At 69.4% G+C, this 13,743-nt stretch carries 13 protein-coding genes and 1 pseudogene; 11 read left to right on the forward strand and 3 right to left on the reverse strand.

The window, feature by feature from the left end:
- The first annotated feature begins 66 nt into the window (after positions 1-66).
- Positions 67-471 (forward strand): ATP-binding protein, encoded by a 405-nt coding sequence (locus ACWGSR_RS21815; protein WP_401572676.1) that lies wholly within the window; start codon positions 67-69, stop codon positions 469-471.
- Positions 472-873: 402 nt separating this feature from the next.
- Positions 874-1,209, forward strand: coding sequence for an STAS domain-containing protein (locus ACWGSR_RS21820; protein ID WP_366378271.1), 336 nt, complete (start codon positions 874-876; stop codon positions 1,207-1,209).
- Between the two features lie 138 nt (positions 1,210-1,347).
- Here ACWGSR_RS21820 and ACWGSR_RS21825 read toward each other — a convergent pair whose 3' ends face one another.
- Positions 1,348-3,201, reverse strand: a complete 1,854-nt coding sequence (locus ACWGSR_RS21825; RefSeq protein ID WP_453568283.1) for a SpoIIE family protein phosphatase — start codon at positions 3,199-3,201, stop codon at positions 1,348-1,350.
- Positions 3,202-3,506: 305 nt separating this feature from the next.
- Here ACWGSR_RS21825 and ACWGSR_RS21830 point away from each other — a divergent pair, with 305 nt between their 5' ends.
- The 5 genes from ACWGSR_RS21830 to ACWGSR_RS21850 all read left to right on the forward strand — a co-directional run bounded on the left by ACWGSR_RS21830 (position 3,507) and on the right by ACWGSR_RS21850 (position 7,691).
- Positions 3,507-3,638: a hypothetical protein gene (locus ACWGSR_RS21830; protein WP_376241428.1), complete on the forward strand. Its 132-nt coding sequence runs from the start codon at positions 3,507-3,509 to the stop codon at positions 3,636-3,638.
- Between the two features lie 215 nt (positions 3,639-3,853).
- On the forward strand, positions 3,854-4,513 hold the full coding sequence (locus tag ACWGSR_RS21835; protein ID WP_453568285.1) for a hypothetical protein: 660 nt from the start codon (positions 3,854-3,856) through the stop codon (positions 4,511-4,513).
- A gap of 100 nt (positions 4,514-4,613) precedes the next feature.
- Positions 4,614-4,970 carry a hypothetical protein gene (locus ACWGSR_RS21840; protein ID WP_376241432.1) on the forward strand — a complete coding sequence of 119 codons (357 nt, stop codon included), beginning with the start codon at positions 4,614-4,616 and terminating at the stop codon, positions 4,968-4,970.
- 510 nt (positions 4,971-5,480) lie between these two features.
- Positions 5,481-6,188: a polyprenyl diphosphate synthase gene (uppS, locus tag ACWGSR_RS21845; protein ID WP_366378276.1), complete on the forward strand. Its 708-nt coding sequence runs from the start codon at positions 5,481-5,483 to the stop codon at positions 6,186-6,188.
- A gap of 93 nt (positions 6,189-6,281) precedes the next feature.
- The gene (locus ACWGSR_RS21850; RefSeq protein ID WP_453568459.1) at positions 6,282-7,691 is read left to right on the forward strand and encodes an oxygenase MpaB family protein; all 1,410 of its coding nucleotides are present in this window, start codon (positions 6,282-6,284) and stop codon (positions 7,689-7,691) included.
- 377 nt (positions 7,692-8,068) lie between these two features.
- On the opposite strand, the gene lanKC is transcribed toward ACWGSR_RS21850, so the two are convergent.
- Entirely contained in the window at positions 8,069-10,720 is a 2,652-nt protein-coding gene (gene lanKC / locus ACWGSR_RS21855) for a class III lanthionine synthetase LanKC (protein ID WP_453568288.1), read from the reverse strand.
- Between the two features lie 264 nt (positions 10,721-10,984).
- Here lanKC and ACWGSR_RS21860 point away from each other — a divergent pair, with 264 nt between their 5' ends.
- The 3 genes from ACWGSR_RS21860 to ACWGSR_RS21870 all read left to right on the forward strand — a co-directional run bounded on the left by ACWGSR_RS21860 (position 10,985) and on the right by ACWGSR_RS21870 (position 12,107).
- Positions 10,985-11,368, forward strand: coding sequence for a hypothetical protein (locus ACWGSR_RS21860; protein WP_376241436.1), 384 nt, complete (start codon positions 10,985-10,987; stop codon positions 11,366-11,368).
- A 77-nt stretch (positions 11,369-11,445) separates the two neighbouring features.
- A complete protein-coding gene (locus tag ACWGSR_RS21865) occupies positions 11,446-11,985 on the forward strand; it encodes a hypothetical protein (RefSeq protein WP_453568290.1) in 540 nt (179 codons plus the stop codon).
- Positions 11,979-12,107 carry a hypothetical protein gene (locus ACWGSR_RS21870; protein WP_453568292.1) on the forward strand — a complete coding sequence of 43 codons (129 nt, stop codon included), beginning with the start codon at positions 11,979-11,981 and terminating at the stop codon, positions 12,105-12,107. The genes ACWGSR_RS21865 and ACWGSR_RS21870 overlap by 7 nt, the downstream gene beginning before the upstream one ends.
- Before the next feature lie 11 nt (positions 12,108-12,118).
- Here the strand turns inward: ACWGSR_RS21870 and ACWGSR_RS21875 are convergent, their stop codons facing one another.
- Positions 12,119-13,390 carry a serine hydrolase domain-containing protein gene (locus tag ACWGSR_RS21875; RefSeq protein WP_376241440.1) on the reverse strand — a complete coding sequence of 424 codons (1,272 nt, stop codon included), beginning with the start codon at positions 13,388-13,390 and terminating at the stop codon, positions 12,119-12,121.
- Positions 13,391-13,453: 63 nt separating this feature from the next.
- Between ACWGSR_RS21875 and ACWGSR_RS21880 the strand changes: the two are divergent.
- Positions 13,454-13,600 (forward strand): annotated as a pseudogene (locus ACWGSR_RS21880) (hypothetical protein); the annotation flags it as partial.
- Positions 13,601-13,743 lie beyond the last annotated feature (143 nt).

A 13,743-nucleotide genomic window follows, 5' to 3' on the forward strand; every position in this document is an offset into this window, starting at 1 on the left:
CCGCGTACAACCCGCCCGCACGGGAAAACGCGATGGTGACCATATGAAGGAGAAGGGCGGACGAGCATGACGACGCTGGAGTCTGATAAGGGGCGGCATACGCTGCCCGCCACCGCCGGCGCCGCCCGCGACCAGGTCCGCGACCTCCTGCACACCACCGGACGCGCTCCCCCGCCCCGAACGGTCACCGACGACATCCTGCTGGTCGTCTCCGAACTCGTCACCAATGCCTTCCGGCACGGCGGCGGGCTGACCGGCTTCACCGCCCATCTCACCGATGGCGCCCTCATCGTCCGCGCCACTGACGCCTCCCCCGTGATTCCGCGGACGAGGACGGACAGCCATCCCACCGCGCCCGGCGGGTTCGGCTGGCCGCTGATCCAGAAACTCAGCCGCCGGCTCACCGTCACCCCCCTCGGATCGGGAAAGACCATCCAGGTCGTCCTGGACACCACCGAGCCACGCGTCTGACCGGATACCGCGATCCCCGGTGGACGGGCTCGCCGCCAAAAACGTCAGGCAAAGCCCCCCGTTTCTTCACAACAGCTTGTTCCGAACCGTGTTCGGGGTGTCGATGCGGACGGCGAGCAGGACGATTCCGTCGTCGTGAGCGCGACCGGCGATGCGGTCGGCGATCTGTTCCAGAAGACTTTTCACCGGGGTACTGCTGTTCTCGCCCAGCAGCCGGGAGGCCCGTTTCAGTCCTCTGATCGATGGAGGTGCCGGGTTCTTCAGCCAGGCCGCCCGCACAGAGCAGCAGGTCATGTTCCTGGAGCCGGTGCCTGGGCCGGCCTTGCAGGTCTACAGTGGAAGGGGCAGCGCCGGGAATACCTGACCGCAGGTTCACCGGCCCATAAAGCGGGGGACCTTGCTGTGCTCCATGTCACCACGCGCACCGGCGACCGGGTCACCGCAGCGCTGCCCGAAGACGTCGACCTTCACACCGCTCCTCTGCTACGCGCCGTGGGGGCCCGCATGATCGACGAAGGCTGCCGCCACCTCGTCCTGGACGCCTCCAAAAGCCGCTTCCTCGACTCCAGCGGCGTCACCCTGCTCATCCACTGGTACCAGCGCCTGACCCGGCTCGACGGCACCCTGAGCCTGACCGAGGTCAACGCCAACGTCTACGACCTGCTCCACCGCCTCGGCCTGGACACCGTCATCACTACCACCCTGCGCACGCCCACCCCAGATCCACCCGGCCCGTAGAACTGCGCCCCATGTGATGCGGCGATCGCCGAGTGAGGCCGATCCTTCTGAACACTGGCAATCCACGCGTCCGAGCAGGCATTGCATCCGCCGCTGAGCCGGCTCGGCACGAAGAGCGGGAAGCAGAGGCCTTCTGCCTTACGACGATTCGGTCTGAACCGTCCCCAAAGCGTCGATGCGAACGGCGAGCAGGGCGATGTCGTCATCGTGAGCCGGACCGGCGACGCGGTCGGCGATCTGCTCCAAAAGGCCTTCCGCCGGGATGCTGTTGTCCTCGCCGAGCAGGTGGGAGACCTGGTCGTTCCTCTGGTCGAGGGGGGTGCCGGGTTCTTCGACCAGGCCGTCGGTGTAGAGCAGCACCGTGGAGCCCGGCTCCAGGCGTGCGTGGTGCTGGGTGCGGCGGGCGGGCAGGCCGGGGTAGAGCAGCAGGTCGTGTTCCTGGAGCTGGTGGACGGGGCGCCCGGGTCGGGCTAGGAGCGGGGGCGGGTGGCCGGCGTTGGTCCAGGTGAAGTCCCAGGCGCCGTCGCCGAAGGGGGTGAGGTGGGCGTGGACGAGGGTGCCGGAGATGTTCATGTCCAGGTCGGTGATCGCGCCGTACAGTGCGTCGACCGCGGCGGCCGGTCCGCCGCGGGAGTGGTCGTGACTGGCTTGGCGCAGCATGCTGCGGGCCTGCCCCATCAACGTGGCGGCTTGCATGTCATGGCCGGTGATGTCACCGACAGTCAGCGCCAGCCTGGTGGCAGGAATACTGGTATGGGCGTCGGTGCCGGAGGGGCGGGTGGGGTTCAGCCGGTAGGCGTCGTACCAGTCACCGCTGACCATCTCCTGATCGGCCGCCGTGCGGTACAGCGCCGCAAGGTGCAGACCCCGAACGGTAGGCAGGTCGGTGAGCATGGCCTGCTGGAGTCGGCGGGCCACGTCGATGCGTCCGTCCAGGAACAGGGCGCGTTCGACGGCATCGGCGGTATAACGGGCCAGGACGGTCAGCACTGCCCGTTCGGAGATGTCGATCGTGCGGGGAGTGTCCCAGGCGAGGATGAGGGTGCCCAGCGCACGGCCGTAGGTGTCGGGCAGAGGCACGCACACGGCTGAGCACAGGTTCATGGCGTCGAACTCGGCGACCGTGTCGGGGTGGTAGTGGTCCACCAGGGTCTGCCGGTCGGGAACCAGCACGATCCTGTTCTCCCGCGCCGCCTGGGCGCTAGGCCACTGCTCGTGAGAGTCGTAGACCGGAAAACGCTCCTCCAGCGAGACGTACGAGGCCGCCTGGTCGGTCACCCGCCGCAGCGCGCCTTCCTGACGCAGCACCAGCCCCACGTAGGCCGGCCGCAGATCGCCACTGACCAGATCGCTGACCTGGCGGCGCACCTGTTCCAGGCCGGAGGTACGGGCCATGGTCTCCGCCGCCCGCAACAACAACCGCGAATTCCCCAGCAGCGCCGCGGCCTGGGCACGGGCCTGCTGCGCCTCTTGGGCCAAGGCCCGCAGCCGTAGCTGCGCGCTGCACGCCTGCGCCAGGTCCTCCAGCGTCTCCAGGTCCTGTTCGCTCCAGGCACGAGGGGCGGAATCGAGGGCGCACAGGGCTCCCAGCACCGTTCCCTCATCGCCCGTCAACGGCACCGCCGCACAAGCCACCGTGCCGAACCAGGCAGCAGGAGTGAAATCCCGCATCCGTGCGTCGGCGCGCACGTCTTTCACCACCAGCGGCTCGCCCGAAGCGGCAATCTGTTCACACGGTGAACCGGTCAGATCGGTCTGCCGGACGAGGGACCACGGTTCCCCCAGGCCTACCGCCCCGGGCAGGAGCTGCCGGTCCTGATCCACCAGGGCAACCACGGCCGCCGGCACGCCCAGCACGCCGGCCGCCAGACGTGCGAACCGGTCCATCCCCCCGTCCGCGGCAGTACCCGGACCCACCTGCTCGAGAAACGCCGAAGAGTCCTTCACGTCGTCTTCCGCACCGCTCTTCGAACCGTCGTTGTCAGAACGCATCCCCTGCCGCAATCGGTGGTCGCAATCCGCCCAGCGCATCTGCGCTGGGCGGTTGACGAAACATCTGTCAGCGTAGAACAGCCACGGATCTTGTCACCGGAGGGTGGACACCTGTTCGTGTCGTTGTGCGGCAAGCGTGAGAGTAGCTGACCGCTGCTCGTAGAGGACGGTGCCGCTGCCCTCGTCACCGAGCTGATGGCCCTCGCGCACCGCATGGGGCCGGAGTTCGGGGAGCGGTTCATGGAACGCCTTCAGCACCTCCTTGACACAGACAGCTTCACCGCACCGAAGCAAGGAGACCCGTCATGACCGAGCGGCCCGCCATCCTCCGCTACTTCGCCTTCGACCGCCTGTCGACCCATCTCGCCCAGATCAGCGAGCCCTTCCACGGCCTCGCCCACACCACGGCCGACTGGCTTCTGCCCGAGCCGAGCTGAGCGCAGGCCTGCGCGAGCTCCTGGAAGCGAAGGACTGCGCGGTCCGGGCAGCGCTCGACTCGGGTCCTCTGGCGTCCGTCTCGGCCCAGCAGCCCGCCACTGCGTGTCCGCACTGCCCCGACGGGCACGCCCCGCCCGACCGAGGCTCCCAGCCCTGGGGCGCGTTCCTCGGCCCCGAACGTGACGGCGACGGACAGCACACCACCATCCACGTCATGCGCGTCGGCAGCGCCCACGTCGCTGAATCCGATGCGCAGTGGCTGCTCGGCCGGATCAACCGGGACACCCACCGCCACGGGGCCGGCAGGGGACAAGCCCTTCACCAGCCGGTGGCGGGCTCTCCGCCGTCAGCCCTCGTCGAGGACGCGGCGGGCGGCTTCCATGTAGGCCTGCCTGGCATCCTCGACGGCGTCTCCGTCTACGCGGCCCGCATGATGGTTTGCCACAGCCTTCACATAGAGGAACGCCATTTCGCCAACGGAGTCAGGACCTTCGAGGATGACCGCTGTCTCAGTACCGGCCGTCCTGGCCATCGTGTCTTCGTCGAACGTCAGATGAGCGGTCTGGGCGGCGGTCAGGAAGTCTACGTAGGCCTGCCGTCGCCGTTCCTCGGCCCGGGCGCGCCGCTGTTCGTCGAGGGTGGCCTACACAGTCGATATCAGCGCCGCAGCCTGCGCTTGCCCCGCCTTCTCTGCCGCGGCGGCCTGGCGGTGGCCGGCCCTCCACGCGAAGAACCCCGTCACGAAGCCGCCCGCTACCGCCGACCCCGCAGCGATCAAGGCGATCTGAAGCTCGCTCATGCCGGGATCCTGCCATGGGCCTACGACGCAATTCCGAGCCCTGGAAGAGCGTTGTGTCCTGGCCAGGTCGTTTGATTACTCGGGCGATGCCGGCCGCTTGGGGTGGTCCGTTCCGGCGTGTGAGGATCCGCTTGTGGAGTGTGATGTGTGCGGGCGGTCGATGTGGCGGTGGCCGGTGCCACCGACGATCTGGGAAGAGGGGATCTGGTCCTGCTTGTGGTGCCATGCGGTCACCCATGTGGGCGGCGAGTGGTTCGAGATTTCGCGACCGTCGTATCTGCCTCTGGGGATGCGTTGGGAGAAGGCCGTCGCGGATGGCCTCACCGCTGGTGTCTCCCATGCCTTCGGCATCTTCGACAGGACGCTGTGCGGCATCCAGGAAACCGGCATGTCACCGTCCGACCACTGGTGGCTCCCGGAACGGGAAGACGTCTGCGGCGCCTGCCGGGAAGCGGCGGATGTCATCGATGATCGCTGGCCGCAGGCGATGAGGGGAGAGAACGCGCGCGTCAGTGTGGCCCGGCGGCTATGAGTCCTCCCCGTTCGGAGTCGGCTGTCCGCAGCGGCTCCGCGGTGATGCCGAGATCCGCGGCCACCGCCGCGTACGTCCGCTTGCCGACCGCGGCACGGTGGAGTGCGACCGACCGCTCCAAAGGGCCGGCCTCACGATCGCTGTCCGCCCTCCGGACTGTTCCACGCCACTGACTCCTCCCCCACGACCGACCGCCCGTGCGAACTCCACGCGCACTGAACGGACAAGCGCTTCACGGGAGCCTTGCACCGTTCACGTTGTTGTGGCTCGGACGCGAGTGCCAAAGGTGAATTCGCAGGGCTCACGATCTGCGCGGAGCCGGATGCTGGCAGCCTGTCGTCAGTGAATCGTGTACGACGGCGAACCCGTGGGGTGGGCTTCTTCCGCCGTGGGCCAGCGTCCTGCCCGGGCGCTGAAAGGGTAGGCGTGACAGCACGACAGACCATGAACAAGGAGTTTCCTCCTCTCACCGTTCCGCGGGACGTCGGGCTGTCCGGAAACCCTGGTGGGATGCCACGGCACGTCGCGTGCGTGATGGACGGGAACGGCCGGTGGGCGGAGCAGCGGTCCCTGCCGCGCACGTCGGGTCATCGTGCTGCGGAGACGACGGTCATCGACGTCATCGAGGCGGCGCGTGCGGCCGGGGTGGGATGGCTGAGCCTGTTCGCGTTCTCCACCGAGAACTGGAGTCGCCCGCAGACCGAGGTCGAATTCCTGATGCATCTCGTGCGCCGGGTGGTGCGCAAACACGCTCCTCTGTTGCACGCCCGGGGCATCCGCTGCCGCTTCCTCGGCATGACCGATCCCCGCATTCCTTCCGGCCTGGCCGGGGACATCGCGGACCTGACGACGCTCACCGACAGGAACCGGCAGATGACGCTGACCGTCGCTTTCGACCACGGCGGCCGCAGGGACATCGTCGAGGCCGCACGGTCACTGATCCGCAGTGGGGCGTCGGCCGAGTCCGTGACCGAGGAGAGCTTCGCCGCGCACCTGCCCTTTCCCGACACCCCGGACGTGGACCTCGTCATCCGGACCTCCGGCGAACAGCGCATCTCCAACTTCATGCTCTGGCAGGTCGCCTACGCCGAGTGGGTCTTTCCGCCGGTGCTGTGGCCCGACTTCCGCGCACCGGACTTCGTGCGATGCCTGCACTCCTACGGGCAGCGTGAACGCCGCTTCGGCGCCGTGCTGCCGAACCAGAACGGAGAAACCTGAATCGTGACCACCTCGGACGACCATCGCTCCACGAACGCCCGCACCGGCGCCGGCGACCACGACAGGGGGGACAGCGGAGCTGAAGGAGAATCCCTGTTCGGGACCGGCTCACAGTTCCACGGCTTCTTCAATGACCCGCGCTGGGCCCTGGCAGTAATCCGTGCGACCGTACTGGAGGCCGCGCACCCGCAGGTCGGCGCCGCCCTGATCGACAACTCCACCTTCGTCGCCCACCCCTGGCGGCGACTGCGCAACACCCTCACGAGCCTGCAACGCATGTTCGGGGCTGACGACCACACCCGGCAGAGGGAAGCCGCACGCCTCAACCGGTTGCACGCACGACTGCACGGCACCGACCCGCGCAACCGGCCCTACGACGCCATGGACCCCGACACGCGCGCCTGGGTGGTGGCCACCCTCTTCGAAAGCACCGTCACCATGTGCCGGCTCAGCGGACAACCACTCGAGCAGAGGACCATGGAACAGCTGTACCGCGAGTTCCAGGCCTTCCTCGCCGCCCTCGAGGGCCGGGCCGACCATCTGCCGCGCACTCTCGACGAATTCTGGCCCTACTACGACCGGGTGGTCGCCGAGGAACTGGAGAACACCGAGGCGATGCGGATCATCCTCTACAAGCTCTTCGACCACCTCCCCGCTCCGCCCGTGCTGAACGGTTTTCCCGCTCTGTGGGCGACCGGCCGTGCCGTCGCCGGCCCGGTCGTCGGAGCGATCACCGTGGCGTCCCTTCCGGAACCGTTCCGCCGCCGGGCCGGCCTGCCCGAGATCGCAGGGGTACAGACCCTGATGCAGGGCGCCTACCTGGCCGCGGGCCTGACCCGGTTCCTGCCCGAAGGCTGGATCAAGGCCGAGAACGTCCTCGACCTGCTGACGCTCTCTCCTGACAGTGACGATCCCCGCGCACGGACGATCACCGCCGTGCGCGATCAGATGAAGCGGGCCAGCGCCCTCATCCGGCTCATCACCCCGCTTCCCCCGGAACCCGGACCCGCTTCCGGAGGCGAAGCGCAGCGCAACGCCCAGGAGTTCTTCGCCGAGGTCCTCGACCAGACCGGGGACGGCTACCTGGACTGGCCCGACCTCGCCGCCATGGCACGCGAGCTCTCCAGCCGCCTCGATCTGGACGAGCCCGAGGAGACCAGGCTCTACGCCGCCTACGCCGACTGGTGGCGCGAACTGCAAAGCGCCCTCGACACCGACGGGGACGGGCGCGTCGGTCTCCACGAGTACGCCGCCGCCGTGCCGTCCTTGGCTGGACCCGCGCTGATCAGGGTCGCCGAGGTCCTCTTCGACGTCACGGACAAGAACGGTGATCAGTGCATCGACGCGGACGAGTACCGGGCCCTGTTCCGGACGGCCTTCCACCGCGACACCACCGAAGCAGGCGGGACCTACGGCCGCAGCGCGTTCGTCAACGACTTCCTGTCCTTCATGTCCGGCCGTCGGCGCACCACCCCCTACGACCCTCTCCTCGCCGACGCGTGACCACCTGGATCCAGGTCGTCTCCTCCTCGCACGGTTCGGCTCGGTACCGGCGCCATCGCCGGCCTGCTACGTGGCGTGCCGAGTCGGTACCGAGACGGGGCATACCTCCTGGCCGCCGACGGCGCTACCGGGCCGCGGGCGAAGGCCGGCTGTCAGGCGGGAGAAGGCGCGGACCGGGACCGGTGGCAGGGCCGCCGGTCCCGGTCCGCACGGACGCCGGCGCGTCACATCGGCTCGGGGAAGATGTCACTGATGCTCCAGGCGACGCTGAAGCAAGGGATGAACGCGTGGTCCTCCTGCTCGGTGTCCAGAGCTTGGAGCGCGAGGATCTGGCACATGGATGGTCTCCTCTTTCCTGACGGGATCATGTCGGTCGGTCATCGCACACCTCGGCGCGGAGATGTCTGCCGCCGCGCCGAGGAGGTCATGGGAGGTCCGGCCGGTGACGTCGGACGGCTGCCGGGAGCCCGGAAGGGGCCGTCGTGGGACGCGGACAGGAGCGGGCCGGACAGCAGGCGGTGCAGGGCCAGGAGGACACCGGCTCCGCCACTGGACAGGTCGGCGGTGAACCGCTGCGAACCCGCTCCGAGGAAGCGGACACCGCGTCGGTACGGAATGGCGTACTTCAGAAGACCGGTCCCGGCGCGCACGGCGTCTTCGCGTGCGGCGTCCGTGCCGGTCGCTTCGGCATGGTCGGCCAGGAACCAGGTCAGTCCAGCCAGTCCCCGGTACAGGCCCGCCTCCTTCGTGGCACGGGAAACCCTGATGCCGGTCACCAGCCGCGGAAGTGCCGCCGCGCAGCGTTCGTCCGGCGTGGTGGTCGTGTAGCGGGTGAGCACCGCCGCGAGACCGGCCGCGCCCGTGGCCAGATAGGGCATGGCGCGGGTGAGTCGTGCGTTGTCCGAGAGGGACAGGGCACCGTCTTCCAAGGCGAAGGTCCGGTCCAGCTCTTGGTGGAGCAGCAGACGGCCTGCCTCCAGGAAGCGTGCCTCGCCGGTGTCACGCGCCAGGCGGTGGAGGAAGAGGGCCAGACCCGAGCGGCCGTGCAGCAGGCCGCGGGCATCGTGCTCGCCGAGGGCGGCCGGCAGGTCGGGGACATCCAGCAGGCCTTCCCCTGCCGCGGCGGCCCGCTCCAGGTGGCTGTTCTCTCCGGTCAGCCGGTGCAGGGCGAGCCAGCCCAGGCCGACCCCGGCCCGCCCGCCCGCCAGCGTGCCGCACGAGGCGGTGAGCGGGTGATCGTCGGCGTCCTGGAGCAGATCGACGGCCTCGTCCAGCCGACCGAGGCCGGCCAGGACCCGGGCGACACCGGCCGACCCGACGAGCAGCCCGGGAGACAGCGCGCCACGCAGGGCCAGGGCGTCGCGGCGCAGCCGTTCGCATATCTCCTCCGGCACCGCGGTCCCGGCGCGATGCAAGGCGTACACCACCCCGGCCGTACCGTAGGCCAGGCATACGTTGTTGGTGCGGAACGCCTCGGGGGAGGGAGGGAAAGCCCACTCCGGACGGTCGACGTCGGCCATCTCCAGCAGACCCGCCGTCACCTCCTCGGCCAGCCGAGTGAGACGGCCGTGCAGATCGGTGTCCGGCTCGGTGGAGGGCAGACGATCGGAACCGTCGTCGTTCAGGTGGAAGACGGTCGCGCGCCGCCACAGGTCCTGCGGGGGAGCCACGTCCGCCAGATCGCGGCGCAGGAGCAAGAGGTTGGCGGGCGCGTGCTCGGCGATTTCGTTGAACGGCGCCAGGAACGCGAGGGCGACCGCAGACGTGCCGTACCGGTCCTGCAGGAGCGGATCGGTGTCGGCCCGGCGCAGCCCGGGCGGCGGGGTGAACCCCGGAGTGCCCATCCCGCTCGGAGCCGCGGACAGTGCCGAGGCCGCCTCGAAGTCCACCAGCCGTGCCCCGCCCGACGGCGTGACCAGGACGTTGCCCAGGTTGAGGTCACCGAACCGGTAACCGGCGGCGTGCAGTCGTTCCAGCGAGGCGTCCAGCGCGGCCAGCAGCCGCCGGCACGCCTCGTAGTACGCGGCAACGGACTCGGCCGTGCGGTCGGCGCGTGCCAGTGGGGAGGACCGGCTCAACCAGCCCACCAACGGCTGCCCGGCGACGTACTCGGTGACGAGGAAATCGTGCTCCCACTCCGTGAAGTGTTCCAGGGGCTCCGGGCCCACCCCCGGGACGGCCGCGTGCAGGTCGCGCAGCACGTCGTACTCGTGCCGCAACCGCTGCCTCGCGTCGGTCCCGTCGAAGACCAGACCGTTGTGGGCACGGGCCTCCTTGAGGAAGACGGTACGGCCGGTCCGCCGGTCGCGGGCCCGGTAGGCACCACCGGCGTTGCTCAGGCGCACCGCTCGGTTCACCTCGTAGTCGCGGATCAGGATCGGGCCCGCGTGCGGCTGCTCCTCCCGCTCGACGAAGGGGTCCGTGACTCCCGGGGGCAGGTGGAAGGCGGGCAGCCGTGAGTCCACGATCTCGCGGCCGGAGCCGTCGTGGATCACCCCCTCACGGGTGCCGTCGGCCCTGAGCCGGCTGCTGGCGCCGTCGAAGGAGCCATAGCGGTAGTGGACCGTCCGCGAGTCGCGAAAGCGCCGGTCGGTGAGAACGTAGGGTCCCTCCTCCCCGTCGAGCGCCTCGCGCAGGCGTTCCAGCAGTCGGCGTGCGGTCGTCGTGTCCGGTGGATACACGGTGCAGAACTTGCCCGCCTGGGCACGCACGGCGTGCTTGTGATGCAGGAACAGGAAGAAGAGGCGGGCGCTCAGGTGCTTGAAGGGCACTCCTTCGGCGAAGCAGATTCCGGCGACCGTGTCGAGCACGTGCTGCGCCCGCTCCAGACGCGCCGACACGTGGATCTTCCAGCCCTGTTCGGGGAAGCCGGCCCGCGGACCGGCCCAGACCGTCCAAAGCCCCTGGGAGGAGCCGTGCGCGCCCGGCGGAACCTCACCAGGAGCGAAGCACGGCCCGGGGTCGGCCGCGCTGGGCAGCGGTAGGAAGTACTCCTGGTCCGCGAGTGCCTCGCCGAAGCCTTCGAGCACGGGATCTCCTCACAGAGCGGTGATGGACCACTTCAACGGTCTCGTGCGCCGGGCACTGGTACCGGCAGGTGCGGCGGCGGTTCCGGCGGCGGTGTGTGCGACCGGTGTCGAGCGAGAGCGCCCCCGGGACGGCCCGCGGGGCCCGGGCACGCCCGGAAAGTCGGCCGATTTTTCTGTTGTGTTCGCCGACGAGGAGACGATGAATCGTTCGGTGCGACTCCCGATCATGGAAGATGCGCCGATCGGGCGGGCGACGGCGGGACGGTGCCGGAGCTCAAGCAGGGCTCGCTGGAGCCGCTGCCCGAAGCGGCCGGCACCGTGGCGGTGCTGAAGGACCTCATCACTTTCGACGTCATGGCCCTGTACGTCGCCGACCGGAGCCAGAAGCTCCTGGTCCACCTCGCCTGCGCGGTCCTGACCGTCCTGATGTTCATCGACAACAGGCCGCCGGTCGAAGCGGTCGCCTCCGGCGGGACGGTCGCGCTGCTGTGCACCGTGGCATTCAGGGCGGGCACGGTCCGCCGCAGGATGATCGCACAGCGACTGACGGACGCCGGGCTCCTCGCGGTGCGCGACGAACAGGGCAGCCGGCGATTCCTGCGCCCGGGACAGCATGTGCCCGGCCACACCAATCGACCCGCCGCCTGAAGACCCCGGCCCCCGTCACCGCGAAGTTGCCCGCACACTCGACCGTGCCCGAACGGGGACTCCGCACGCAGGTGATCATGGCGACCGGATCGGGCAAAACCCTCGCGGCCGCCCGCAGCGCGGTGGAACGGACGCGGGGCCTGGAGAAGGTGACCGTGTACGCCACGTACGCCGGCTTCGGGACGGGGGCCCCGGAGCGCGCGCACGCCGCCGGTCTTCCGGGGTGGGACCTGATCGTGGTGGACGGGGCCCACCGGGTTTCGGGCCGGATCGGGAAACCCTGGGCCGTCGTCCACGACAACGCCCGCATCCCGTCCCTGCGCCGCCCCTACATGACCGCCACGCCCCGCCTGTGGCAGCTCGGAGACGACGACATGGCCGGGACACCCGGCGAGCTGGTGGCGAGCATGGACGACGACCCTGCGGGGCTCTTCGGCGGCCACTGCTTCACCCTGATGCTCTCCGAGGCCATCGACCGGGGCATCTGTGTCCCCCCTAACAGGTGGTGTGCGTGGACGTCACCGGCACCCAGCTCCGGGCCACGCGGCTCCTGGGCGCGGAGTCGCGGTACGAGGAGATGCGCGGGGCCCGGTTCGCGGCGCTCCAGACGGTGCTGACGAGGGCGTCGGCCGAGGAGAACCTGAAGCGCACGCCGGTGTTCCACGGGGTGATCAAGGAGGCCAAGGCCTTCGCGGCCGGCCTTCCCGGCGTCGGCGGCGAGGTGGTGCACAACGCTTGAGGCGGTAGTCCTCAGGAAGAGGGTGTCGGGGTCGGTTTCGTCGGTGTGGCCGGCGTCGCCGGGATGGTGTAGACGTGTTCGGGGCTGACCACCTTGGTGACCGCCTCCGCCACTACGGTGCTCGGTTCCTGTCCGTCCGGGGCTGCGTCGTCGGTGTTGAGCACCACCACCATGGTGGCCTGTGCCTCGGGCAGGTAGACCGTCACCGACTCGTAGCCGGGCAGTGAGCCGTTGTGCCCGATCCAACCTTCGGTGAGGAAGATACCCATGCCGTAGCCGATGCCGGGGGCGAACGTGCTGCGTGGCACGAGTCGCTCGGCCTGCGTGTTCGGCTCCAGCAGCGTGCCGGTGGCTACTGTGCGGGCCCAGGAGCGCAGATCGCGGACGGTGGAGATCATGGCGCCGGCCGCCCATGCCCAGGACGGGTCCCAATCGGTTGCGATCTCCTCCGCCGGTCCGCCGCTCTGGTCGGTGTAGCCCTGGGCGTGCGGCTGTGGGAACTCCGCCCCGGTCGGCAGGAAGGTGTCCGGCAACCCGGCCGGCCCGGTGATGTTCTCCCGCAGGAAGTCCTTCAGCGGCTGCCCGGAGACCTCCTCCACCACCAGCCCCAGCAGGATCAGGTTGGTGTTGCTGTACTCGAAGCGCGCGTCGGGCTGGAAGTTCACCGGGTGCCGGAAGGAGTAGTCCAGGAGCTGCTGGGGGGTCAGCGGCTGCCGGGGATTTCCCAGGAGCTGCTTCTGGAAGGCCGAGTCCTCGCTGTAGTTGAACAGTCCGCTGCGCATGTCGGCCAGATCCCGCAGGGTGATCTTCCCGCCGTTCGGCACCCCGTCGACGTACTTTCCGATCGGATCGTCCAGTTTCAGCTTGCCCCGGTCGACGAGTTGCAGTATTGCCGTCACCGTGAAGGTCTTGGTCTCGCTGCCCATCCGGGTGTAGAAGTCCGTGCGCATCGGCGCCCCGGTGGCCTTGTCGGCAACACCGTAGGCGCGCACGTACTCGCCCTTGCCCGGCGCCGACAGGGACACGATCGCTCCCGGCACCCCGGCCTCCTTCAGGGCCCCGCGGACTGCCGCGTCCACCTCGGTGCGCACCTGCGGCGTCAACGTGCGGAACGCCCCTCCAGGTGACGGTGAAGGCTGCGCATCGGAGGGGAGCGCGGCCGCGAGGACGCCCGGTGGGCCCTGTGCCGCATATGCCACACCGGTCGAGGCCGGCAGCGCAAGCGCCACCACCAGGGCCGCGCCGGCGCGCACGTCACGTCGACGGAAGAGCGAACCGCTCATGGAGAGCCTCCCTCAGGAGAGGAACAGCTTCTGAAGAGTCTAGGTTCATCACGCTTCATCCGCATGGTCGAACAGACCTGCGGCCGGTCTGATCGGTGTTCCTACCGCGGCAAGCGGGTGGTACTGGTCCGGGACGGGCTGTCGGCTCATCGGAGGGCGATACGGGCCCGGGTGGCCGAGCGGGTCTGGCTGATCCTGGAGCGGTTGCCCGCCTGCGCACCCGAGCTCAGCCTGGTGGAGCTGCTGTGGTCCTCGCCGAAGAAACGCGAGCTCGCCAACCTCGCGGGCGACCACCTCGCCGACGTTGCCGGCGCCACCGAACAGGCATCCACCGCATCGACACCAACCCCCGA

This window comes from Streptomyces sp. NPDC055632 (assembly GCF_053618675.1).

Coding starts and splice junctions, on each gene's coding strand:
- ACWGSR_RS21815 (WP_401572676.1), top strand. CDS start 67: ATGACGACGCTGGAGTCTGATAAGGGGCGGCATACGCTGCCCGCCACC.
- ACWGSR_RS21825 (WP_453568283.1), bottom strand. CDS start 3,201: ATGCGTTCTGACAACGACGGTTCGAAGAGCGGTGCGGAAGACGACGTG.
- ACWGSR_RS21830 (WP_376241428.1), top strand. CDS start 3,507: ATGACCGAGCGGCCCGCCATCCTCCGCTACTTCGCCTTCGACCGCCTG.
- ACWGSR_RS21835 (WP_453568285.1), top strand. CDS start 3,854: ATGCGCGTCGGCAGCGCCCACGTCGCTGAATCCGATGCGCAGTGGCTG.
- uppS (WP_366378276.1), top strand. CDS start 5,481: ATGCCACGGCACGTCGCGTGCGTGATGGACGGGAACGGCCGGTGGGCG.
- ACWGSR_RS21865 (WP_453568290.1), top strand. CDS start 11,446: ATGGCGACCGGATCGGGCAAAACCCTCGCGGCCGCCCGCAGCGCGGTG.
- ACWGSR_RS21875 (WP_376241440.1), bottom strand. CDS start 13,390: ATGAGCGGTTCGCTCTTCCGTCGACGTGACGTGCGCGCCGGCGCGGCC.